Source organism: Oligosphaera ethanolica, assembly GCF_030814695.1.
Taxonomy (GTDB): Bacteria; Verrucomicrobiota; Lentisphaeria; order Oligosphaerales; family Oligosphaeraceae; genus Oligosphaera; species Oligosphaera ethanolica.
The window spans coordinates 3,829,945-3,851,957 of the sequence record NZ_JAUSVL010000001.1; the positions used below are offsets into that span (position 1 = coordinate 3,829,945).

The following is a 22,013-nucleotide window of genomic DNA, read 5'->3' on the forward strand; positions in this document are numbered from 1 at the left end:
CATGACTGCGACGATAGGTAAAGTGCTGTTTGTTGTTGGGATGGGTGTCGCCATGCTGTTTTTGGGTGCTTGTGGCCGCGACGGTGTGGCCACGCCGGGTGCTGGCAAAGCGCCGAAGGCGCCAGTGGTGAACGTCATCACTCTCCGGGAAGAGCCGCTGGTGCAGTGGCTGGCCCTGACGGGAACGGTGGTGGCCACGAACGCGGTGCAGATTAGCGCGACCATTGAAGGGCCTATCGCCTACTGTCCCTGGCGGGAGGGCGATGCCGTCAAAGAGGGTGAGAAACTACTGGAGATTGACCGACCGATCTATCGCCGGGAGGTGGCAGCAGCGCAGGCGGCGCTGGCCGTGGCACGGGCGAAGTTGGCGGACCTCAAGGCTGGCGCCCGCGAAGAAGAAATTGCCCAGGCCAACGCCATGGTGACGCAGCTGGAGGAAAACAGCGTTTTTGCCAAAAGCGATTTGGGCCGCATCGAACAGATGGTTGCCAGTGGTTCGCTGCCTGGTGAAGCGCGGGATAAGGCTCGGGTGGCGTATGTGAAAAGCACGACCGATCTTAGCGCCGCCAAAGAGCGCTTGCTGATGTTGCAACGGGGACCGACCGCGACGGCGCTGGCGGTGCAGGACGCGTTGGTGGAAGAGGCTGCGGCGCGCTTGGCGCGGGCGGAAGCCACGGCGGCGGAGTGTGTCATCACGGCGCCTTTCAGCGGCGTGGTCACTCAGGTGCATATCCGCCCTGGTGACCTGGCCACTGCCAAGGCGCCCCTGTTGGACATGATGGCGCCGTCGTCGCAGGTGGTGCGTTTCAGTATTCCCGAAAGCTACGCGCAGTTGTTGCAACCTGGTGCTGCCTGCCGTCTGCGTTTTGACGCCTTGCCGGGAGAGCGTTTTGACTCGCGCCTAACGATGCTTTATCCGGAATTGGACCGTGTCACCCGCAGCCGTCTGGCGGAAGCGGCCATTCCGGCCAAGGCGGCCGTGGTTCCGGGCATGTTCGTCCGCGTGGACATTGCCGCGCGCGAAATGCCTGTAGCATTGACGGTACCGGACCGGGCTTTGCTTTCGCAACCTAACGGTGGGATGCTGGTGTACGTGGTCAGTGATGGCGTTGCCAAGCGCCGGCCGGTGACCATTGCCCTGGAAGGCGATGGCATTGTGGCCCTGGCCTCGGGCGTTCGCGTTGGTGAGCAGGTTGTCGTGCGCGGCCACGAAATGCTCAAAGATGGCGCGAAGGTGCAGGTCGCCGGTGCCGGCGCTGCGGGAAACGGCGGCAAGCAGCCGGGTGCGGCCGGTGAATGCAGGGTCAAGCAGGAGCAGGCACAGTGAAGATCACGCAAGTTACTCTGGCGCGGCCAGTGGCCGTGGGTGTCCTGGTTTTAGCCACTGCGGTGATCGGCTGGTTTTCGCTGACCCGGATTGATGTCGATTACCTGCCGGACATCAACTATCCAATGGTGAAGATCCACATCTGGTGGCGTGGCGCGACGCCCGAGGAGATTGAGACGCAGATTGCCGATCCCATTGAGCGCGCCATGTCCACGGTGGAAAATCTCGACTACCTGGATGCATCCTGCATTGAGGGCATGTACACCCTGCTGGTGAATTTTCGTTATGGGGTGGATGTTGATATTGCCTACCAGGACGTCTTGGCCGCGATGGGTCGCGCCAATCGCCAGCTACCCACGGACATGGAGGCGCCTCTGATTATCAAGGCCGATCCATCGCAGTTGCCGGTGATGGAATTGACGATATCCTCTTCTGATCGCAGTCTAGTCTGGTTGCGCGAATGGGCTGACAAGTGGCTGGTCGAACGGCTTAATACGGTGCCGGGCACTGCCGGCGCGGAGGTTGTTGGTGGCGTGGAACGTGAGATTCGCGTGCATTTGGACCCGCAGCGCCTGGCGGCGTACAGTCTGACCCCGGAAAAAGTCGCCGCTGCGCTACGGGGTGACAACCGCCAGACTTTCGCGGGGCGGGTGACGGTTGAAAACCGCGAACTGATAGCGCGTACCATGGGCGAGTTCGAAAGTCTGGACGAAATTCGGCAGGTGGCTCTCTGTCGTGGTCCAAACGGTGAGTTGGTCACCATTCAGGACCTCGCCGAAGTTTCGGACGCGCATACGGAGATGCGGGTGATCACGCGCTTTAATGGTCAGTCCTGCGTGAAAATCAATGTATTGAAGCAGGCCGAGGCGAACACCGTGAAGGTCGCGGGCGCTGTCCAGGCCAAATTGGCGGCATTGGCATCGGAGATACCGCCGGACATTGCCTTTGGGGTGGTTGAAAATCAAGGCGACTACGTGCTTGGTGCCATCAAGAGCGTACGCGATTCGGCGATTTTGGCCGCCATTCTGGTGGTGTTGGTCATTTATCTTTTTCTGGGCCATTGGCGGCAGGTCGCCATCATGCTGGTGGTACTGCCGTTGATTCTGCTGGCGAATTTCTTTGTGATGAAGAGCGCGGGTTTTTCGCTCAACTTGTTTTCACTGGGCGGGTTGGTTGTTGCCTTGGGTGTGTTGCTGGACAACTCGACGGTCGTGTTGGAGAATATCACGCGGCTGCTGGCGAAGAAGCCCGCTGCGGACGGCGGTGGTGGCGAGCATCCGGCGCTGGTGGCAGTGCGGCAGGTCGGTCCGGCTATTGTGGCTGCGACCGTGAGTTTTCTGGCTTTGTTTCTGCCGTTTTTGTTTATTCCGGGGATGGCGTCCCTGCTCTTTCATGAGTTGGTGTTGACGGTGGCGAGCATTGTCGTCATATCGTTGCTATTTGCGGTGACTCTCACGCCATTTTTGGCGAGTCGCTGGCTGAAGGCGGACGCTCGGCCAGGGGCGGCGGCGCGTTTGTTCGCGGCGTTGGTGGACTGGCTCACCGGCGTCTATGGGTGGCTGTTGGGCTGGTGCCTGCGCTGGCGCTATCTGACTGTGCTGGCTTTCGCGGCCGTGCTGGCCATGGCAGTTATCGGTGCCAAGCGACTCGGTACGGAATTTTTTCCTGAGCTTGATGATGGCCGGGTGATGGTGAAGGTCAAGATGCCCAGTGGCACGTCGGTTGCGGAAACGGATCGCGTGCTGGCCAAGATCGAAGAACAGGTGAAGGGCCTTCCTGACGTGCGGAGCGTTTTCACCATGGCGGGCGGGCGCATTTGGGGTCTGGCCACCTATGAGATCGCCAATGAGGGCGAGGTCAATATTTTACTGAAGCCGAAGGCCGAGCGTCGTATGAGCACGGCGGAGTTTGTGCAGCATATTCGGCCGATGGTGAACAAACTGCAAGTGCCTGGTGCCAAGATGCCGGTGATGCAGATGAAGGTCAAGGGCATTCGCCAGATTGGCGTGCAGGCTGTCGAGGTCAAGGTGCAGGGCACGGATGTGCAGGACATGTACGCCTTTGCACGGGCGCTGGCCAGCGGGATGAGCGACGACCCCAGCCTGGTCAACGTGAATATCTCCATGGACATGACCAAGCCAGAATATCGCGTATATATCGACCGCGCGCGCGCTTCTGCTTTGCAGATACCGGTGGAGCGGGTCGCCACGACGCTGCGGACGTTGGTGACTGGACTGGTGGCGACGGAATTTCGCGAGGGCAGCGAGTACTACGATATTCGCGTGATGGTCCCCGAACCACGCCTGAACAGCCGCGAGGACCTGGCGGCGCTGGTCGTTGATGTTCAAGACGGCCAGCCCATCTATGTGCGCGATATCGCGGAGATTAGGCGTTCGGTCGGTCCCGTGGAAATTACCCGTGAGAACCAAGTCAAGCAGATCATTGTTCGCGCGGATCCGGCCGATGGTGTGAAACTCAATCACGCCATTGCCCAGGCCGAGGCGTTGGCGGCCTCTCTGCCCAAAGTGCCCGGGCTATCGACTGCCTTGGGCGGGCAAGCCCAGATGATGGCGGAAAACACCCGGACCATGGGCTTGTTGCTGGCCTTTGCGGCCTTTTTCGCCTTTGCCGTCCTGGCGATTCAGTTTGAGAATGTCCGTCTGCCGGCGGTGATTTTTGTGAGTTTGCCGATTTGTCTGGGCGGCATGGTCTTTGGCTTGATGGTCGGGGGCATGTCCTTTGGGGCGACGGTGGCGATCGGCGTATTCATTGTCATATCCGCTGCCGTCAATGACGGTGTGCTCCTGCTGGAACTGGCCGAGGAGCTCCGTCGGGAGGCGGGCCAATCGGCGTTGCCGGCGGTGTTGGCAGCGGCGAAAGCGCGGCTGCGGCCGCGGGTGATGACTACGGTCAGCACCATTGCCGGGTTTATCCCGCTGGCTCTCAATATGGGCGAAGGCGGTGATTTGCTGCAGCCCATGGCGGTTGCGGCCATTGGTGGGCTGCTGCTGGAAATTGTCACCGCGCTGTTTCTGATGCCTGCGCTCTACGTGTTTTTCGCCCCCAGGGACCGCCGTCAGCCATTGCCCGCGTGATGGTGGGCGCGGCGGCCTAGCGGGCGTTGCGCCAGGCGTTGATGATGCGGTCGAAGGTGGTGTCGATGGCGGCGCTGACGGTTTGGCGGGCCGGGTCGGCCTTGAACCAGGCGGCGGCTTCGCGGACGCCGTCACGGAAGGGGATGCGGCATTGGAAGTCGGGGACGAGGCGTTTGATCTTGGCGCAGTCGAAGACGGCCGGTGAGCTCTTGTCGCCCTTGAATTTAGCGGTCATGTCGGGATCGACGTGGCAGATGAAGTCGGTGGGGATGTATTCAATGTCGACGTTGTCGACACCGATGGCGAGGCGGATTTCGTCGACAATTTGGTTCCAGGTGAGGACGGCGTCGCCGGTAATCTGGATGGCTTCGCCGATGGCCGCGCTGAGGCCGCAGAGGCCGGCAAAACCGACGGCGAAATCGCGGGTGTGGGTGAGGGTCCAGAGGCCCTGGCCGTCGTCGTGAATAAAGATAGGGCGTTTATCTTCGAGTCGTCGCGCGAAGGTATAGCCGGCGCTGGTGACGGGGTTGGGCAGCCACTGGTGGGAGTAGGTGTGCGAGGGCCTGACGATGGTGACGGGGAAACCGTGCTCGCGGTGCTGCCGCATGAAGAAGGCCTCGGCGGCGGCTTTGCGCTGGCCGTAGGGCGAGAAGGCGTTGCCGGTGGGGGCCAGTTCCGTGATGGGCAGGACATGCGCGGGCTTGCTGTAAACGACGACGGTGCTGATGAAGATGTACTGGGCGCAGCGGCCGGCAAAGAGCTCGGTCATGTCGCGGGCTTCATCCTCGGTGTAGGTCGTGAAGTCGGCGACGACATCGAAGGACTTGTTGGCGAGGGCCTGCTGCAGCGCCGCGCGATCGTGCCGGTCGGCGACAATGCTCTGATAGGCGGCGGGGACGGGATTGCGCCCGCGGGTGAGGACGCTGATGCGGTGGCCGCGCTGGGCCAGCAGGGCGGCGCAGTCGGTGGAGATATTGCCGGTGCCGCCGATGAAGAGGATGTTCATGTCGCGTGTCCTTTGGGAGTGGGGGCGTTGGGTTGCCCCGGGGTGGTAAGTCGCAGGCCTTCAGTTTGTCTCGATCACGGCGGTGCGATTAGTGTTGCGTCTGTGTGCTTTGAACGCCGTCAGCTTGGCGATATTGGCCCCGTGGCGTTCAAAGGCACATTTATCGTGCATATATGCTATTCAAGGCTGGGGTTGGAAGGCGAGGAGGATGAGGCCGTGACGGCCGATGCGGACTGTGCCGTCGGCGTTGCGGGTGGCGTCGCCGATGGCATCGTTGGCGATGAATTTAGCGTTGGGGACGGTGATGAGCGCGGTGGCGTTATCGAGATGCGACTGGGTGGCCATGATGACGATGCTGCCATCACGGGCTATGTAGCCGGCGCTGTCGAGCTCGTCGTTGTCGCAGTGATGAAGGATGGTCGAGCGGTACGTGGCGCCTCTGAGGAAGCGCGCGTTGCGGACGCGGAAAGCGTTGGCCAGGCCGAGGTAGCTTTGGTAGTGCGGGGTTTCAGCGATGGTCTTCTTGCAGCGGTAGATTTCCACGTCGGAGATGAGATTGGTGAGCACGAGGCGGTTGACGCGGCGTTCGACGTCGCTGTCGTCGCGGATTTCGCGGTTGGAGATGATGACTTCGGGGAAGATGTAGCGGAACCAGTCCATATTGCGGGGCACGCGTGGTTTTTGGCCGATGGCGGCCCAGTTGGGGTTGCTGACGGCGGCGCCGCCGTTGACGGTGTGGATGTAGTCGCTGTAATGGGCGGCGATATCGGAAACGTGTTCGATGCCGAAGCTCATGCCGGGGTACTTGTCGTTGATGTACTGGCGGAGCTTGCCGACCATGTTGGCGCGGGCGAGGGTGCTTTGGGTGAAGGGCACGGGGTGGCCGTGGCTGGGGTCACAGCAGATAGCGTTTGCCGCGCCGAGCTGGTCGTAGAAGACGCCGTCGCAGGCGAGTTCGTGGGCGAGGTCGGCGACTTTGCAGAGGGTCTCGAACCACTCCTGGCAATATGGGCATGCCAGCACGAAAGTGCGGTTGCCATAGAGGCGCTGGGCCATGCCGCGGCCGCTGAAGCCGTAGAACTGCTGTTGTTCGTTGCCGTTGAGGTCTTTGGTGGAGATGCGCTGGCCGGTTTCGCGGTAGAAATCGGCATTTTTGTCTATGAGCTGGCCGTTGCTGTAGAGGATGACTTTGCCGCCGGCTTGTTGGAAGAGCTTGATGTTCTTCTTGAAATTGTCCTTGCCGCCGAGTTTATCGCAGACGACGTAATTGGGGTAGTCGTTGTCGTGGCCGCCTTTGTGCCAGCCGAAGAGGAAGAGTGTGTCGATGCCGGCCTTGGCGCCGTCGGCGTAGATTTGTGGCATGGCGTCGAAGGGGTAGAAGATTTCGCCGTATTGGCTTTTGGCGATGATGCGCTGCCAGCCTTGGCAGTTCGCGATGCTGTCGGGGGTGCTGTGGTGGGTGCTCCAGGAGTCGGCCCAGGCGCGGTATTTGTCTGCGGCGCGATGCCAGGTGCCATTGATGGGCGCCATGACGTAGCCATCGGCGGTCCATTCGGCGCCGGGTTTGAGGAAGGGGAATTTAACGAAGAGGAAGTTGAGTTTTTCGCGTAGTTCGACTTCGGAGCACAGGAGGGTGTCTTGGAAAGACCGGTCGTAGCTAGCCAGATAGAGGCCTTCCTGGTCATTGGCGAAGGCCCAGGAGCTGGTGGTGGCTTGTGAGCCGGGATAGCGGAGCATGTGGCGCTGGTAGAGGTTGTCCATGCCCTTGTAGATGGTGTTGGCCTGTTGGGCCCAGGGACGGATGCGTTCGATGACTTCGCCGCCCGCATTGGGCGAGTGGAGAGTCATGGCTTCGACGGCGTCGCTGAGATTGACGACCGGGAACAGCCATTCGCGGACTTCAATGGCAGTGCTGCGGTTGGTGATGTGGCAGGACCAGCGGAGTTCGTCGTCTACGAGCTTGCCGGCGATTACGAGGTCGATGGCGTGATCGTGACCTTCGCTGGTGCGGAGGGCCTGGTAGCGGTACTCAATGGCGTCGACGCTGGCGCTGACAACTGGCGTGCAGTCTGCGGCGACGATTTCGACCTCGAGGTTTTCGTCTTCGGCGATGATCATGCGCCAGAGATCGTGCGGTTTGGCCAGTTCGGTGCCGGTCTGGCGGTTGCAGAAGCTGATCAGCTGGGCTTTGTCGTCGAGGACGGCCTTGACGAAGGCGTTTTCGAGGCAATGTTGCATGGTGGTTATTCCGTTCGTTATCAGATGGTTGGTGCGAGTTTTCGCGTGAATGGGCAGGGCGGTTACTGGGCGTTTTGGGCGGGTGCTGCGGGCATTGGCGGTGGGCTGACGCGGTTGACGAAGTTGATGAGCGGCGTGGTGGCCGGCGTGGTCATGCCGTGGCCGTAGCCCTGGAATTCATAGAGGGTGATGTCTTTGTGGCCATTGATTTTGAGCATGCGGGCGAGGAGGGCATTTTCCTCGTAGCGGCCGAGCATTTCCATTTCGCGGTCGCCGGTGAGGAGGAGCATGGGGGCGATTTTGGGCCCCTGGCTGGCGTGGTAGATGGGCGCGAAGTCGTCCACGAGGGGCTGTCTGATATTGAGGTTTTTTTCGGCGCGCAGGCGTAAGTGGGTGATGGCCTGGCCGCTCATGGGGATGAGGCCCTTGATCTGGCTGATGTCGCAGCCGTGCTCGGCTAGCCAACGCGGGTCCATGCCGATCATCATGGTCAGGTAGCCGCCGGCGGAATGGCCGCTGATAAAGACCTTCGCCGGGTCGCCGCCATACTCGGCAATGTGGGCGAAGACCCAGGTCAGCGCGGCGGCGGCGTCGCGGATGCAGTCGGCGCCTTGAATGTCATGTTTGCCGGCGAGGCGGTAGCCGACGCCGACGACGAGGCAGGGCTGCTTGCTGTTCTGCCTGTAGAAGTCCTTGGGGATACCCTTGTTGCCGGCGGTGAGGCCGCCGCCATGAAACCAGAGAATGACGACAGCGTTGCTGACGCCTTCGGGGTAGTCGATGTCCAGCGCACAGCGCTCCTGCATGTAGGTGTCGTCGGCGTATTCGGCATCGCTGCGGTAGCGGATGTTGGTGGCGACTTTGCGCGTTTCGGCGGCGTGGACGCCCATGGCGAAGGCCATGGCGCCGACGAGTAGGCAGCGGGACAGGCGGGCGAGGACGTTGCGGGTGATCATGGTGCGGAACTCGGGGTTTTGGGTTGTCATGCAGAAAGCTCCAACTATAAGCGCGCGCGCGGCAAATGTCACCGTGCGGAGCGGCGAAAAACGCGTGTGCGGGGGGAACTGGCGTTCGCGCCGCTGCGGGGGTAGCTTAAGGCACTGCTGATGGAGGTTATGATCTGCCGGCGGCTTTTGGTCGCCGGCGCAAGCGGAGGAACGATGATGAGCGACGGGATGACATTCCGCCTGGGGCTTTGCCAGATGAACGCGGTGGCTGAAGAGGACGCGAACATCGCGGCGATCCGGCACAGTCTGAGCCAATTTGCGGCCGACGGCTGCGATCTGGCGTTGCTGCCAGAGTACGCGTTCTGCTTGGGGGGCCGTAATGCCATGCGCGCTGCGGCCCGCGACGACAGTGCCTGGCGGGAGCTGCTGGGAACGCTCTGCCGTGAGGCGGGCGTGGCGGCGCTCTTTGGCGGCGTGGTGCTGCGTGACGGCGACAAGCTGTATGACCGCGCCTACGTGATATCCGAGCAGGGCGCGCCTTTGGGCTGCTATGACAAGATGCACCTGTTTCCTTTCCGGCCGGAACATCCCGAAGCGATGATCGAGACGGAATTTTTCACGCCGGGGCTGTCGTTACCGCAGCCGGTGTCGCACCACGGCTGGCGCATTGGTTTGAGCATTTGTTTCGACCTGCGTTTTCCCGAGCTTTATGTTGCGCAGTGGCCTTGCGACTTGCTGATTTGTCCGGCGGCTTTTGCGGCGCATACGGGCCGGGTGCATTGGTCGGTGTTGTTGCGTTCGCGGGCGATTGAGAACCAAAGCTGGGTGGCTGGCGTGGGGCAGGGCGGCGCCAACGCGGCGACGGGCCTGGAACTCTATGGCCATTCGGCGATCTACGATCCGTGGGGGCTGCCCATCGCGGAAGTGCCGCACAGCCGGGCGCTGAACTTGGTGGTCAGCATCAATAAGGAGCGATTGGCGCAGTGCCGGGCGGCGTTGCCCATGGGGCGTCCAGAGCCCGGCTGCGGTCACTGCGCCTGCGGCTGCCACTAGGCGTTGTCGAGGCCCAGAAAGCGGCAGATGCTGCGGGCGAAGGCTCGGCCGAGATCCCGCGCACCGGCGCGGTCAAAGGGCTGACCGTGGGCAGTGGCGAAAGGGATTTCCACGGACATGCTGTCGGGTTCCCATGAGTTTTCGCCAGCCCAGAGTGTGAAGCCCTTGCCCTGCGCGTAGTTGCTGCCGGTGTTCCAGCTTGATCCGAAGGGAATGTCGTCGCTGGTGAAATGCGGCGCCTGCGGCGGCGCTTCTTCGCTGAGGAGCTGCGAGAAGCGCTCGATGCCGGCCTGCAGGCGGGGATTGTTCTTGCCGACGAAATAGACCGCTTCGTTGTCTTTGCCGCGCAGCCATGGGCAGTGCAGGTCAATCATCAAGTGCTGCTGCTCGCGTTCCACCAGCGTCATGATGGCGCGGGTTTCGATGTGGACGGTCAGTGGGCCGTAATCGCGGTTGTGGTCGTGGGGCCAGCGGTTCTTGCCTTGGTCGCCATTTTCGACGCCGTCTTTGTCTACGAAGGGCACGACGCGGGTGAAGATATCACGGTAGCGATCGGGCTTGGCCACAAATTCGCTGATGATACCTTCGATGACGAAATTGGCCATGGACTCATTGGCGTGGTGCCGGCAGGTCAACAGCAGGCGCTTCGGCGCCTCGGGTTTGCCGATGCTCAGCAGCTCCACGGCGCGGCCTTGGCGGGTGCGGCAGAGCGTGTCGACACGGATGGCGCCGGCTGGCTGTGTTTGCAGAAAGCGCTCGAGGTCGCTTTGCAGATAGGGAATGCAGACGCAGAAGAGCCGTTCCTGCGGCGCGTCAGCGCAGTGGTAGACGAATGACTCATCCTGGTAGTTCACGCAGTCGCGGCCGAGAAAATCCCAGCTCAGTCCCTGGTCGGCGCTGACGGCGGGACCGCGTGGACCGATGGACGGGCCTTCGCCAATGCGGAAATGGTAGTCGCCGACCGTGTCAAAACGCGCCCGAAATTTCCAGAAGAACCACTGGCCATGGGTGTCACGGAGATCCTTGCGGAGAACGATGGTGCGATCGTCAATGGACTCGACGATGATGTTGCCGCCGGGAATGTCGGCATCTATGCGTACTGACATGGAAAGGCCCTTTCGCTGTTCACCGATGACGGGGTGCCGCCTAGCAGGCGGCGACAGGGACAATGCCCACAATATAGCCGCAGAAGGCTCAGGACGGGCACAACGCGCAAAACAGGAACAATGAAGCGGCAGGATCGGACGGATCGTCGGTCTGGTCTTCTTGTTATCGCGGACGGATCGGACGGATCGGACGGATCAGGTCGATTGATCAGTCGGATCAGTCGGATCAGTCGGATCAGTCGGATCAGTGATTGTGCATTGCATTATTATGCAAATAAAAGAATTGCATTTAATGAATCTTATGTTATTCTGTGGGGGTGTTTGGGTAGTACGGTATGAACAGAGGAGTGACAGACGATGTTGGCGCAGACTTACAGTGCGGCGATAGTGGGTGTTGAAGCGAAAACGGTGGCGATTGAAGTGAACATCTACGAACCGACAGACACGCCGGTGATTACCCTCGTCGGCCTTCCCGATGCGGCGATTCGGGAGAGTCGTGAGCGTATTTGGTCGGCAATAGCGTTAAGCGGCTACCGTTTGCCGCATGGGCGGACGACGATAAATCTGGCGCCGGCGGATTTGCGCAAAAGTGGTTCGACCTATGATCTGCCGATAGCGCTGTGCGTGTTGTCAGCCTTGGACTTCGTCAAGGTGGAGTTGCTGGCGGGCACGATGATGATCGGCGAACTGGCGCTCAATGGCAGTTTGCGCCCCATACCTGGGGCGCTGCCGGTGGCCATGCATGCGCAGCAGCTGGGCATGAAAAACCTGTTGGTGCCGGCGGAAAATGCCGAAGAAGCCGCTGCCGCACAGGGCGTGCAGGTTTTTGCCATCCGGCATCTCTGCGAGGCCGTGGAGTTCTTCCTGAATCCCGGGTCTTTTGCGCCGACGCGCGTGGATCTGGACAGCTTGTGGAAAGTGCCTGATGACGGCGGTCTGGATTTTGCGGACGTGAAGGGCCAGGAGAGCGTGAAGCGGGCGCTGACGGTGGCTGCTGCTGGGAGCCACGCGGTGATCATGATTGGCGAGCCCGGTTGCGGCAAAAGCATGCTCGCCAAGCGTCTGCCGAGTATTTTGCCCCGTTTGACGATTGAAGAGGCGCTGGAAGTCACCAAGATCTACAGCATTGCCGGCGTGCTGGATCGCCATTCGAGTCTGGTGGTGCAGCGGCCGTTTCGGGCGCCACATCACACGGTCAGCGACGCCGGGCTGGTGGGCGGCCAGGCGATGCCGCGGCCTGGCGAGCTGAGTTTAGCGCATCGCGGCGTGCTGTTTTTAGACGAATTGCCGGAATTCCGCCGCAATGTCTTGGAAGTGCTCCGGCAGCCCTTGGAAAGCGGCGAAGTGACGCTGGCGCGGGCGATGGGCTCCTTCACCTTTCCGGCGCGGGTGATGCTGGTAGCGGCGATGAATCCGTGCCCCTGTGGCTATTATGGGTCGCAACGGCAGCGTTGCCGTTGCAACAGCATGCAGATCAGCGCGTATCGCGGGCGGATATCCGGTCCATTGTTGGACCGCATTGATCTGCATATTGAAGTCATGCCTATCAGCGAGCAACAGATGCTGTCGCGTCGCCGGGGTGAAGACTCGACGAGCATGCGTGCGAAAGTGCTGGCGGCTCGCGAACGGCAACGCGCGCGTTTCCGTGGCACGGCGACCATCGACAACGCCAGCATGAACAGTCGGCAACTGGACCAATATTGCGAATTGGATGCCGAGTGTACGGGGATGATGCGCCAGGTGGTCAGCTCGCTGGGGCTGAGTGCACGCGCCTACGACCGCATTCTGCGCGTGGCGCGGACCCTCGCCGATCTGGACGACCAGGACCGCATCAGCTCGGTGCATATCTGCGAGGCCGCAAACTACCGCGTGCTTGATCGCCAGAAATGGTGAGATGGCACCAAGCACGCCCTTGCTGGCCTGCAGGCCGGGCGCCGTTGTCCTCAGAGCTCGTTGAGGATGGAGGTGCGGACGTCGTGAATCCGCATCTGCGGTATGGCTGAGCCGTTGAAGCGATTGATGTGGGGCGAGAATACCACGTCCCATGGCGGCGGGGGAAATTCCTGCGGCAGGCGACCGAAGGCGATAAAGGGCAGGCGGGTGCCGGAATTGTCCCGGACCATGCCGCGAGTGTGCGAACGGCCAGCCGGCAGGCGGCGCTCGGGAATGATGCCACGGGTGAGGAAGACGGGCTCGGGGTTGCCGTGACCGAAGGGCTCAAGCATGCGCAACTCCTGGAAAAAGACGTCATCGAGTTCATCCAGGTTGACTTCGCCGCAGACGCTGAGGCTGGGCTGCATGGAGTCGATGCTGAGCACGCGTTGGACGGCCTCGTCGAACTGTTGGCAGAACACGGGCAGGTTTTCTTCGTAGAGCGACAGGCCGGCTGCCATGGCGTGGCCGCCAAAGCGGATCAGTGAGCCGCTGCATTCACCAAGGAGCTCGACCAGATTCAGGCGGCGGATGCTGCGGGCCGAGCCTGTGAACTGGCCGCTGGGATCGCGGGTGAGGACGACGGAGGGCCGGTGATAGCGGCGGGTTAGACGCGAGGCGACAATGCCGACGACGCCCTGGTGCCAGTTGTCACTCCAGACAACCAGCGAACGGATGGTGCCGAGGTCATAACGCCGGGCGATCTGTGCCTCGGCGTCCTGCACGACGGCTTCTTCAATGGTCTGTCTTTCGCGATTTTGCGCATCCAGACGCCGGGCGAGGGTGGCGGCATCGACAACGTTGTCAGCTTCAAGGAGCCTGAGACTGTCGGTGGGGTCGCCCATGCGGCCGGTGGCATTGATGCGGGGCGCGAGACGGTAGGTGATATCAGTGGTGGCCAGTTCTTCGCTGACGCCGGCAATATCGCAGAGAGCGTGGATGCCCGGGCGGTGCTGGCGGGCGAGGATTTCCAGGCCGTGCTTGACCAGAATGCGGTTTTCATGCAGGAGTGGCACAATGTCGGCAACGGTGCCGAGAGCGACTAGGTCGAGGACTTGGCGCAGGTCGGTGTCTTCGCCGCCAAAGCTCATTTCCCGCCCGTATTTGAGGAAAGCCTGGCAGACCTTGAAGGCCACGCCAACTCCGGCGAGCTCCTGGATTTCCAGGGGCGAACCGGGCAGTTTGGGGTCGACCACAGCGGTGGCGACAATCGGCTCGGCGCCGGGTGTGTGATGGTCGGTGATAATCAGATCAAGATTTTTTTCCAGGGCGAGGGCGACTGCTTCGTAGCTGGTAATGCCGCAGTCGACAGTGAGCAACAGATCAAAGTTGTCGACGTTGGTCTTGGCGATGGATTCGGCGGTGAGGCCGTAGCCGTCGTCAATGCGGTGCGGCAGGTAGCATTCCACCTGGGCGCCGTTGCGGCGCAAAACCCAGGCGACCAGCGCCGACGCGGTGATGCCGTCGGTGTCGTAGTCGCCATGGATGAGTATGCGCTGGTTTTTCTGGATGGCCTGCCATAGCCTGGCGGAGGCATCGCGCGTCCCGGGCAGGAGGTAGGGGTCGCCAATATTAGACAAAGAGGGATTAAGGAAGTCCTGAATCTGCTCCGGAGCAATGCCGCGAGCGTTAAGCACCAAGGCAATAGGCCTAGTTACCCCCGCGCCATCTATCAGTTCCTGAACCCGTGCTTCGTCATTTTCTGCTAAGTCCCAAAGATAGTCTTCCATGTTTCCTTTTTTTCCTTACATCTGTTAGCAACGGCTAACACTATACGCCCTTATTGCCAGCTTGCATCCCCCGTAAACTTTTTTTCGGGGATTTTGTTTGGGGCTTTTCGCGGACGGATCGGACGGATCGGACGGATCGGACGGATCAGGCCAGGGCGGACACATAGGTCCGCCCCTACGCGTTCTGATTGGTCTGATTGGTGAGGGATTGTCTTGAAATGACATGATTGCGCTTGCGGTGCGGGGAAAAAACTGCTACATTAAAGGTTTTGCGCCTGCAACTTTGAGACGAAGAACAGCGGACCACGACATTAGACACTACGGGGATGATGATCTCCTGACTGCGAGCTCCTTGCGATGCCAGTGAAAGCGAAGATTCTCATAGCCGAGGAAGACGAGAACCTCCAGGAGGTCTTACGTGGGCTTTTTCGCAGCTTGAATCATCGTGTGAAAGCTAGCAGTGATGCCGCCGAGATCTGCAGTCTGCTGGAGCGTGAGGGCTGGGACGCTTTTTTCTGTGACACGCGCCTATGGGACTCCAGCCGGTGCGAGCATGATTTATTGCAGCTGGCCTTGAGTCGGCAGCCGCGGGTGCCGGTGGTTATGACCGCCCATTACACTGAGATTGTGCTGGCGCAAAGCGCAATGAGCCGTGGTGCCTTTGCTTGGCTGCCCAAGCCACTCAAGGCCATGGACGCCCTGCACGTGCTGGAACGCATCCTTTGCGAGGCACCCTCGCCCGCGGCTGAGGCAGTAGCCGCGGATTTCCCTGATGCGGTTAAGGGAACGGGCAGTACTGATCAGGCCATGCCAGCGGTTGAGCGTCATTTCGAGGTGCTCATTGGTGAACATGAGCGCATGCAGGAGCTCTACACCCAGATCGAGAAAGTCTCGGCCACGGCCGTGACGGTGTTGCTTCGCGGAGACAGCGGCACTGGCAAGGAGTTGGCCGCTCAGGCGATACACAACTCCAGCGCACGCTCAGACAAGCCCTTTGTAGCCGTCAATTGCGCGGCGCTGCCGGAACAGTTGTTGGAATCGGAGCTCTTCGGTCATGTCAAGGGTGCCTTTACAGGGGCTGTACGCAATAAGGATGGTCTTTTTGTGGCGGCGCAGGGCGGGACCTTGTTCCTGGACGAAATCGGTTCCATTCCGGTGCAGATGCAGCTGACCTTGCTGCGCGCCCTGCAGGAGCGCGAGATACGCCCAGTCGGTGGCGTCAGCATGATTCCGGTCGATGTCCGGGTTATTGCGGCAACCAATGAGGATCTTGAGGAACGCCTGCGCTCGGGGTTGTTCCGCGAGGATCTCTTCTATCGCCTCAGCGTTTTTCCCATAACCTTGCCCCGTCTGGCTGAACGACGGACAGACGTGCTGCTTTTGGCGCAGCACTTTTTGGGCGAGTGGTCGCAGAGCGACGGCATTGCGCCGGCGAGGCTGACGGACGATGCCGCCGACGCGCTAAGTAAGTACTCGTGGCCTGGCAATGTGCGCGAACTCCAGAATGCTCTGCGGCGCGCCTACACGCTGGTAGCTGGCGAAAATCGGCCAATTTCCTTGCGCGAGCTGCCCGATGAGATTCGCCGCGCCGCCATGAACCGCCCCCAGGACAGCAAGGAGCAGGGCGGCGTGCCCATCCCGGCGCGCTCGGCGGGTATGACGCTCAAGGCCTACTTGCGTGCCTGTGAACGGCAGTTTGTGCAGGTCGTGCTTGATGAATGTCAAGGCGACAAGGACGCCGCCGCCAAAAAACTCGGAGTCAGTTTGGCGACCTTTTACCGGAAATACGGAGGGCAATGATGGCTGAGGCAGGCACGAGTTCGGGTGTTCGACGTATGCAGCTTCGGCCATGGTGCTGGTTGGCAGTGCTGTTGTTGCTGTTGCTGAGCGTGACAGCCTGCCGCAACAAGCGGGACGGTCTGGTCTTTGTGCTCAGTCTGCATGAGCTGGTTCCTGCCGGAGAGGTGTACGACAGCCAGCTGTTTTATCCGGTCACAGTCGCGGGTGAAGATCGCCAGTATCTGGTGAGGCGTTTTCCCATCGTCGATTCGCGTTTCTTCTACAAGGGCGAGATTGTTCCGGATGCCGACGGTGTCCATGCGGGGGTGCGCGTCTATATCGACCGCATTGGCCTGCGAATCTGGGAGCAGGTGACAGGCTACCGCGGCGGCGATGCCGTTGCGGTGGTGATGGACGGCTTCTACGTCGGTTCGTCGCCATTGCCACCGCGCATTGATGATCAGGGCATCTGCACCATCAAAGCGCTGTGGGTCGCGGCGGAGGCCGAGAAAATCGTCGCCCACGTCGAATCCAACTACAAAATACTATCATCAGCCCCCGAGAGCCTCCACTAAGGCCCCCGGGGTTTTTTCTGTCTATGAACAATGAGGTGCTTTGGCTATCATGATGACGACGTCAACGATCATGTTGTTCCAGAGGCCAGCCGTGCGACCGACGATCATGGCCCTGTGGCTGTGGTTGGCATTCTGGTAAGAGGCACGGCGGAGACGCCAAGACAAAATCTTGAGGTTGAACCGGATAATACGAACAACAAACCCAAAAGGAAAAAGAAGGCTATGGCATCGAAAATAACTTATTCGTCATGTGATGAGACTCTGGAAAACCAGTTGTTGGCCGCTGCCGACGGCAATGCGGCGGCCTTGACTGCACTGGCAGAGCTGCTGCGTGGTGCCAGTCCGAAACAGTGCTCGCAATGGGAAGCAGGAGTGAAATCATTCTGGCAGAGCGGGCTGGAACTGGTCATTGACAAGATGGACAGCAAGCAGCTCCGGCCTGAAGACAGCCTCTTGCTGGGAAGCATGCTCGCGGCGGGGTTTGACAGTGTCGGCATGCGCGACCGCTATGCGGCTTTGGCAAAACGGGTTTTCAGTCATTATCGCGATCCCATCGGCTTGACTGCAGCCATTGGCATTCGTAACGACGCGCTTGGCATTGCTCAGGTCTATCAGCGCTGGCAAGTCATCGGCGAGCTCAAGATTGGCGCGTACTGTTATGACAGCAGCTCTGGCGTCGGCACGATTGCGGCTATCGACGACCTCGCCAATGACGTGCAGGTGCAGTTTGATCGTCGCCGCAGCATGAGCTTGAGCCAGTTTGTCGACAGCGTTATTGTGATTAAGGACCTATCGCTGCTGCATGAAGTGCTGTCAGGCAAACACAGTGGGAAACTGCCGCCGATCAAAGACATCAGTGCAGCGCTGCCGGTGAGCCTGGTGGCCGCTGGAGCCATCCCGGATGGCATCGTCAAGCAGCTGCTGGTACCGGCGGTACTGACGGATGACGCCTTCGCCCGCGCGACCACGGCGGTCGGTGGCGCCCCCAAGGCCAGTGCCGTGTCGGCGCCGGTGACAAATGCTCCGGCGCCGACGGTGGCCGCGCCGCCGCCGGGCTCGCAGCGTTGGGATCACAGCCGGAGTATTCTCGAGTTGTGTGAGCGTTTGAAGGGCGTCACATCGTTGAAAGTGGACAGCGAGCCGACGCTGGACAACGTCCAGCGCATTCTGCAGCAGGCGGGCATCCGTCCGGATCAAAGCGACCACTTCGCCCTGGCCTTGGCGATGTTGCAGAAGATGTCCGGCGATCTAGGTGACTGGCTGCGCACGACGGTGGAATATCTAGCCGACGAGGCGGTGATCTGGCACAATGGCGATACGTGGGCCGAAGTGACGGATAAGCTTCCCGGCAAGCTGGCGCCGTTCTGGTTCAAGGCCACCCAAATAGCCAAGGGCAGCGATTATCTCACTACGAACACGCTGCGGCTGCCCTTCCGTCTGTGGGCACAGACGGAAAAGTTGCTCGGTTCCGGGTCTGACAAAGACCTGTTGGCCGCCAAGGTGCTTGATGCGCTGGAAGGCAAACACGCCAGCGCCGATCTGCTGATGTGGCTGTGGCGTTCGGGGTCTCAGGCGGTGAAAGACAAGTATCTGTCCGATTCCCATCTGATTTTCAAGACCCTGCAGCTTGACGTCCGCGGCAACTACCTACGGGCGCAGCGTGATTTGCGGCGCTTGCTGCTGGAGGACGAGAAGTTCCATCGGCAGGTCATGCTCAATGGTGATCGTGACGCCCTCATTGCTCTGGTTCGTTGCATCAAACGCTTACCCTTGCTGGACTCCGGCGAGCGCCAGAGCCTGCTGGTGAAAATCGTCCGTTATTATCCTGAGCATATCCACGAGGTCGAAGAGCGTCGTCAGGCGCCGGCGCGCCGCGCCGTTGGCAAGCTGACCTCGAAACGTAGTTATAAGCAGCGGCAGGAAGAGCTTGAGCACCTCGTCAATGTCCTGGTGCCGGCGAACATCGCCGCCATTGAGCATGCCCGCGGCTACGGCGATCTGCGTGAAAACTCCGAATTCAAGTATGCCAAGGAACAGCAGGTTTTTCTGGCTTCTCGGCGCCAGGAATTGGAAACGAGCCTCAACGGCATGCGGGCGACGGATTTCAGCGACGTCGAGGTGGACGGCGTTGCCGTCCCGGGATCGACCATCACGGTGCGCTATCCCAACGGCAAGAAAGAGGACTTCCACCTCCTGGGGCTTTTTGACAGCGTTCCCGAGAAGAACATGATCTCCTATGAAACGCCGCTTGGTGAAACGCTGATGGGCTGCAAGCCCGGCATGGATCTGACTATGCCTTCCGGCGATAATGTGACCGTCGTGGCGGTGTCGCCGCTCCCTGCGGAGCTACGCGCCTGGGTCGTCGGGGCATAAACCACGCGCTAGCGCGCCGGCGCCGCCCGCCATCCAGGCCGAGGCGGCGGCCGGGCTAAGGCAACGCGCCGTCCTTATCTCGTTGTAATCGGTCAGTAACCACCCCGGTGGGGAAAACACCGGGGACAATGTGCAGGAAACCCACGGCCAACCGCCGCCCAACCATTCGACCTTGATTGCCGCTGACCTTTGCTGTAGCGGGTTTCATAGGAGCAATGCTTTCACATAGCATGCGGCAATCGCCGGCGATGAGTTGATTGGTAACCATGCACAAGATCATTCGCCGAGGTTTTGAGCGCCAAAGGCGCGGCCTAAGAAAGCCCAGGGCAAGCGCCCGCAGGGCACGTCGCCCTGGGTAAAGCCCCATCCCAAAAGAGCCCTGAAGGGGCGGCCTAAAAGACTTGCGACGAAGGGTCACAGCGCAAAATTGCCGCAGCAATCAATGAGTTCCATTGCCTCTTTGACTCCAGTCAGCTTCGCCGACTGAAGTCAAAGAGGCTGAGGAACACGGACCAATATGGCGCGCTACCCAGGGCGGCGCGCGCCTTCGGCGCCGCTTGCCCTGGGCTATCATATTTCGCGCTTTCAGCGCTTCTGCCGCTTCGCGGCGGAAATGCACGATGAGAAAAGGCTGCTTGGTTGAAACAACAAGTGCCATGGATACCGCAACATGAAGAGCAGCGGTTTCATAGGAGCAATTGGTTCCAGCCATTCCTGCGGCTTTTTGTTATCAGCGCCAAAGGCGCGGCCTAAGAAAGCCCAGGACAGGCCCTCGCAGGGTGTGCCGCCCTGGGAAAGAGCTCTACCCGACAGGAGTCCCTTTAGGGCGCCTGCCGCTTCGCGGCAGAGATACTGGTGGCGTGCTTGGCTCCGTCTGCTGGCTTCTTGCGACGGCGCGGTCTGAAAGCCCGCGCCACGGCTGGGAGACGGGCGCGTCTGGGGCCGCCTGTTGCTCTACGGCTCAATTCTCCATGGGTGACCGATTACATCTTGGGGTGGTCTGTACCATGCCTTGTGGGCTTGTTTCTCGCTTTTCGGTGAGGAATGCAGATAAAGTAATCGTGCGGGTGTTTAGCGGCTTAATTCGATGACGACGCCCTCGGGCGAGGCGATGCTCACGGCGGGAATGGTCAGGATGCCATCAGCGGGCACGGTGTAGGGTGTTGTGGCATTGTCACCGAGTTTGAGTTGGAGCTTATCGCCTGCGGCGGGTTTGAAAGCCTGGCGGCGGCGCAGCGTCACGTCAACCTGCACGGGGTAGCTGAGCTCGGGGTGGGCGACCTTGATGGCGATGGCGTAGTTGGCCGGGCTGTCTCGGAGCAGTTCCCAGCTGAAGCCGCGGTTGATCCAGCCGATGCGGTCGCCGTCTGTGGGATCGCCATTGCCGAACTGACGTCCATCGCTGCAATTGCTGAATGCGGGGTAGCTGCGGTCAAGCCGGTAGCGGCGGATCAGCTGCGACCACGCTTTGACGTCGTCCGGCGCCTGGCTGCTCATGCCGTGATCGCCGTCGTTCCAGAAGACCGCGAATGCCTGCCGAGCGGCATTGGCAGCCTGGTAGAATGATGGATTGTTGACCCATGGAATGGAGCCATCCTTGCGGCCGTTGGTGGCGAAAATGGGCGGCGTGTCGTGCGCGGCGGCGATGTTCAGGCGGTTGTCCAGAGCCTGCAGGAGATCTTTGCCGGCGGTGGTGAAAGCCGGCGTGTCCTTGATGGGGCCGCAGTTGCAGACGAGGCGCGCGGCGGTGAGCGATTTGCTGGTGCTGCAGCCCTCCCAGGTGTAGGCGTATACGGGCACCTGGGCATAGGCGGCGGCGAAGAGCTGCGGGTATTTCAGGGCGAGGGTGATAGCGCCGGAACCGCCCATGGAGCCGCCGCTGACATAGGTCTGCTGCGGGTCCGTGCCCAGCCAATTTTGCGCCCACTGGATCAGTGCGAGCAGGTACTGGTGGGTGACATCACGCACCACAATGCGCTCAGTGCGGGTGCTCACGGCGATGTTTTCGTTGTAGCCGTACCACCAGGTGTTGATGGCGGGGCAGTGATCGCGGGAATCAGGCGACTCCAGCACCGGCCGGTTGACCCATTCGCGGTCCATCGGCGAGATGATGACTGCGTCCCCGGTGATGCGCAGGGCAAATTTACCGCTGAGTCCTTCTCGCCAGCCCTGCTCGGCACTCTTGAACCACAGACAATCGGTCGAACTGACGCCGCCTTCGCTCCTGGCGGTGACGCCGCCGCCGCGGCCATGCAGTGACAATATCAGCGCTTTGCCGCGGGCGCAGTCTTGTTGTGGCGCCGGACTGTCCTTTTGCCAGATGGGCTGGACTTGCTCAGTACGGACCACGCAGGGGCGCGTCGTGCTGTTGACGCCGGGGACGATTGTGCGCAGGGCTCCCTGGTCTTCAGGAGTTGACCAGGTGACTGCGTAGTGCCGTGGACCATCTTCCCCGACAGTTACCGTATGGACGTGCAGGCCGCTGTGCGGATCCAGAGGCGCCGTGCCTGGCGCAATGACGTAACCGGCCGGCGCCGCCGCCTCGGCGTCCTTGGCAAACGCTGCCGGATCCTGCCACCAATCACGGGCACTGCTCTTGTGGACGCGCGTGGCCAAGACCTGGGCTCCGGCAAGGTTATCCTGGGTAATGGGCTGTTCCGAGCTAAAGACACTCAGCTCGGCGGCTGCCGGCAGGTCCTTTTCCTGCCAGGTCAGAAAGACCTGCCCATGTCTGTATACTGCCTGTATATCCGTAACAGTGGCAGCTAGAAGCTGTGCTGACAACACGGTGCCGGCCAAGGCAGAAAGTCCCAGGATTTTTCGCATGTCGGATGGTCCTTGTCATGGGTGAT

At 60.9% G+C, this 22,013-nt stretch carries 15 protein-coding genes; 8 read left to right on the forward strand and 7 right to left on the reverse strand.

From position 1 onward, the window contains the following. Window position 1 precedes the first annotated feature (1 nt). Both J3R75_RS13265 and J3R75_RS13270 read left to right on the forward strand, forming a co-directional pair. Window positions 2-1,327 (forward strand): efflux RND transporter periplasmic adaptor subunit, encoded by a 1,326-nt coding sequence (locus tag J3R75_RS13265; RefSeq protein ID WP_307262292.1) that lies wholly within the window; start codon window positions 2-4, stop codon window positions 1,325-1,327. Continuing rightward, window positions 1,324-4,422, forward strand: a complete 3,099-nt coding sequence (locus J3R75_RS13270; RefSeq protein ID WP_307262295.1) for an efflux RND transporter permease subunit — start codon at window positions 1,324-1,326, stop codon at window positions 4,420-4,422. Before J3R75_RS13265 ends, J3R75_RS13270 begins: the two co-directional genes overlap by 4 nt. A gap of 16 nt (window positions 4,423-4,438) precedes the next feature. On the opposite strand, the gene J3R75_RS13275 is transcribed toward J3R75_RS13270, so the two are convergent. From J3R75_RS13275 to J3R75_RS13285, 3 genes are all read right to left on the reverse strand, one after another. Next, the gene (locus J3R75_RS13275) at window positions 4,439-5,428 is read right to left on the reverse strand and encodes an NAD-dependent epimerase/dehydratase family protein (protein WP_307262298.1); all 990 of its coding nucleotides are present in this window, start codon (window positions 5,426-5,428) and stop codon (window positions 4,439-4,441) included. A gap of 180 nt (window positions 5,429-5,608) precedes the next feature. After that, window positions 5,609-7,666 carry a DUF6259 domain-containing protein gene (locus J3R75_RS13280; RefSeq protein ID WP_307262301.1) on the reverse strand — a complete coding sequence of 686 codons (2,058 nt, stop codon included), beginning with the start codon at window positions 7,664-7,666 and terminating at the stop codon, window positions 5,609-5,611. 62 nt (window positions 7,667-7,728) lie between these two features. Continuing rightward, complete coding sequence (locus J3R75_RS13285; protein WP_307262304.1) at window positions 7,729-8,652, reverse strand: alpha/beta hydrolase; 924 nt, start codon at window positions 8,650-8,652, stop codon at window positions 7,729-7,731. 174 nt (window positions 8,653-8,826) lie between these two features. Here J3R75_RS13285 and J3R75_RS13290 point away from each other — a divergent pair, with 174 nt between their 5' ends. Further along, the gene (locus tag J3R75_RS13290) at window positions 8,827-9,666 is read left to right on the forward strand and encodes a nitrilase-related carbon-nitrogen hydrolase (protein ID WP_307262307.1); all 840 of its coding nucleotides are present in this window, start codon (window positions 8,827-8,829) and stop codon (window positions 9,664-9,666) included. Here J3R75_RS13290 and J3R75_RS13295 read toward each other — a convergent pair. Then, window positions 9,663-10,772: a M14 family metallopeptidase gene (locus J3R75_RS13295; RefSeq protein WP_307262310.1), complete on the reverse strand. Its 1,110-nt coding sequence runs from the start codon at window positions 10,770-10,772 to the stop codon at window positions 9,663-9,665. The genes J3R75_RS13290 and J3R75_RS13295 overlap by 4 nt on opposite strands. Window positions 10,773-11,129: 357 nt before the next feature. Between J3R75_RS13295 and J3R75_RS13300 the strand changes: the two genes are divergently transcribed. Then, window positions 11,130-12,665 (forward strand): YifB family Mg chelatase-like AAA ATPase, encoded by a 1,536-nt coding sequence (locus J3R75_RS13300; protein ID WP_307262312.1) that lies wholly within the window; start codon window positions 11,130-11,132, stop codon window positions 12,663-12,665. 50 nt (window positions 12,666-12,715) lie between these two features. Here the strand turns inward: J3R75_RS13300 and recJ are convergent, their stop codons facing one another. Further along, entirely contained in the window at window positions 12,716-14,434 is a 1,719-nt protein-coding gene (gene recJ, locus J3R75_RS13305; protein ID WP_307262314.1) for a single-stranded-DNA-specific exonuclease RecJ, read from the reverse strand. A 357-nt stretch (window positions 14,435-14,791) separates the two neighbouring features. On the opposite strand from recJ, the gene J3R75_RS13310 reads away from it, so the two are divergent. The 3 genes from J3R75_RS13310 to J3R75_RS13320 all read left to right on the forward strand — a co-directional run bounded on the left by J3R75_RS13310 (window position 14,792) and on the right by J3R75_RS13320 (window position 19,161). Next, window positions 14,792-16,234 carry a sigma-54-dependent transcriptional regulator gene (locus J3R75_RS13310; RefSeq protein ID WP_307262316.1) on the forward strand — a complete coding sequence of 481 codons (1,443 nt, stop codon included), beginning with the start codon at window positions 14,792-14,794 and terminating at the stop codon, window positions 16,232-16,234. Next, entirely contained in the window at window positions 16,231-16,788 is a 558-nt protein-coding gene (locus J3R75_RS13315; protein WP_307262317.1) for a hypothetical protein, read from the forward strand. The genes J3R75_RS13310 and J3R75_RS13315 overlap by 4 nt, the downstream gene beginning before the upstream one ends. A gap of 222 nt (window positions 16,789-17,010) precedes the next feature. Continuing rightward, window positions 17,011-19,161 carry a GreA/GreB family elongation factor gene (locus J3R75_RS13320; RefSeq protein WP_307262319.1) on the forward strand — a complete coding sequence of 717 codons (2,151 nt, stop codon included), beginning with the start codon at window positions 17,011-17,013 and terminating at the stop codon, window positions 19,159-19,161. 55 nt (window positions 19,162-19,216) lie between these two features. On the opposite strand, the gene J3R75_RS13325 is transcribed toward J3R75_RS13320, so the two are convergent. Beyond that, window positions 19,217-19,429 carry a hypothetical protein gene (locus J3R75_RS13325; RefSeq protein ID WP_307262323.1) on the reverse strand — a complete coding sequence of 71 codons (213 nt, stop codon included), beginning with the start codon at window positions 19,427-19,429 and terminating at the stop codon, window positions 19,217-19,219. Window positions 19,430-19,678: 249 nt separating this feature from the next. Between J3R75_RS13325 and J3R75_RS13330 the strand changes: the two genes are divergently transcribed. After that, window positions 19,679-19,804, forward strand: a complete 126-nt coding sequence (locus J3R75_RS13330; protein WP_307260381.1) for a hypothetical protein — start codon at window positions 19,679-19,681, stop codon at window positions 19,802-19,804. A gap of 428 nt (window positions 19,805-20,232) precedes the next feature. On the opposite strand, the gene J3R75_RS13335 is transcribed toward J3R75_RS13330, so the two are convergent. Then, the gene (locus J3R75_RS13335; protein WP_307262325.1) at window positions 20,233-21,987 is read right to left on the reverse strand and encodes an alpha/beta hydrolase-fold protein; all 1,755 of its coding nucleotides are present in this window, start codon (window positions 21,985-21,987) and stop codon (window positions 20,233-20,235) included. Window positions 21,988-22,013: the final 26 nt, after the last annotated feature.

Bases quoted from the DNA above. Each gene is read 5' to 3' on its own strand.
- J3R75_RS13280 (WP_307262301.1), bottom strand. From the start codon at position 7,666: ATGCAACATTGCCTCGAAAACGCCTTCGTCAAGGCCGTCCTCGACGAC.
- J3R75_RS13290 (WP_307262307.1), top strand. From the start codon at position 8,827: ATGATGAGCGACGGGATGACATTCCGCCTGGGGCTTTGCCAGATGAAC.
- J3R75_RS13295 (WP_307262310.1), bottom strand. From the start codon at position 10,772: ATGTCAGTACGCATAGATGCCGACATTCCCGGCGGCAACATCATCGTC.
- J3R75_RS13310 (WP_307262316.1), top strand. From the start codon at position 14,792: ATGCCAGTGAAAGCGAAGATTCTCATAGCCGAGGAAGACGAGAACCTC.
- recJ (WP_307262314.1), bottom strand. From the start codon at position 14,434: ATGGAAGACTATCTTTGGGACTTAGCAGAAAATGACGAAGCACGGGTT.
- J3R75_RS13325 (WP_307262323.1), bottom strand. From the start codon at position 19,429: ATGGTTACCAATCAACTCATCGCCGGCGATTGCCGCATGCTATGTGAA.
- J3R75_RS13275 (WP_307262298.1), bottom strand. From the start codon at position 5,428: ATGAACATCCTCTTCATCGGCGGCACCGGCAATATCTCCACCGACTGC.
- J3R75_RS13335 (WP_307262325.1), bottom strand. From the start codon at position 21,987: ATGCGAAAAATCCTGGGACTTTCTGCCTTGGCCGGCACCGTGTTGTCA.
- J3R75_RS13265 (WP_307262292.1), top strand. From the start codon at position 2: ATGACTGCGACGATAGGTAAAGTGCTGTTTGTTGTTGGGATGGGTGTC.
- J3R75_RS13300 (WP_307262312.1), top strand. From the start codon at position 11,130: ATGTTGGCGCAGACTTACAGTGCGGCGATAGTGGGTGTTGAAGCGAAA.
- J3R75_RS13315 (WP_307262317.1), top strand. From the start codon at position 16,231: ATGATGGCTGAGGCAGGCACGAGTTCGGGTGTTCGACGTATGCAGCTT.
- J3R75_RS13320 (WP_307262319.1), top strand. From the start codon at position 17,011: ATGGCATCGAAAATAACTTATTCGTCATGTGATGAGACTCTGGAAAAC.
- J3R75_RS13285 (WP_307262304.1), bottom strand. From the start codon at position 8,652: ATGACAACCCAAAACCCCGAGTTCCGCACCATGATCACCCGCAACGTC.
- J3R75_RS13330 (WP_307260381.1), top strand. From the start codon at position 19,679: ATGGCGCGCTACCCAGGGCGGCGCGCGCCTTCGGCGCCGCTTGCCCTG.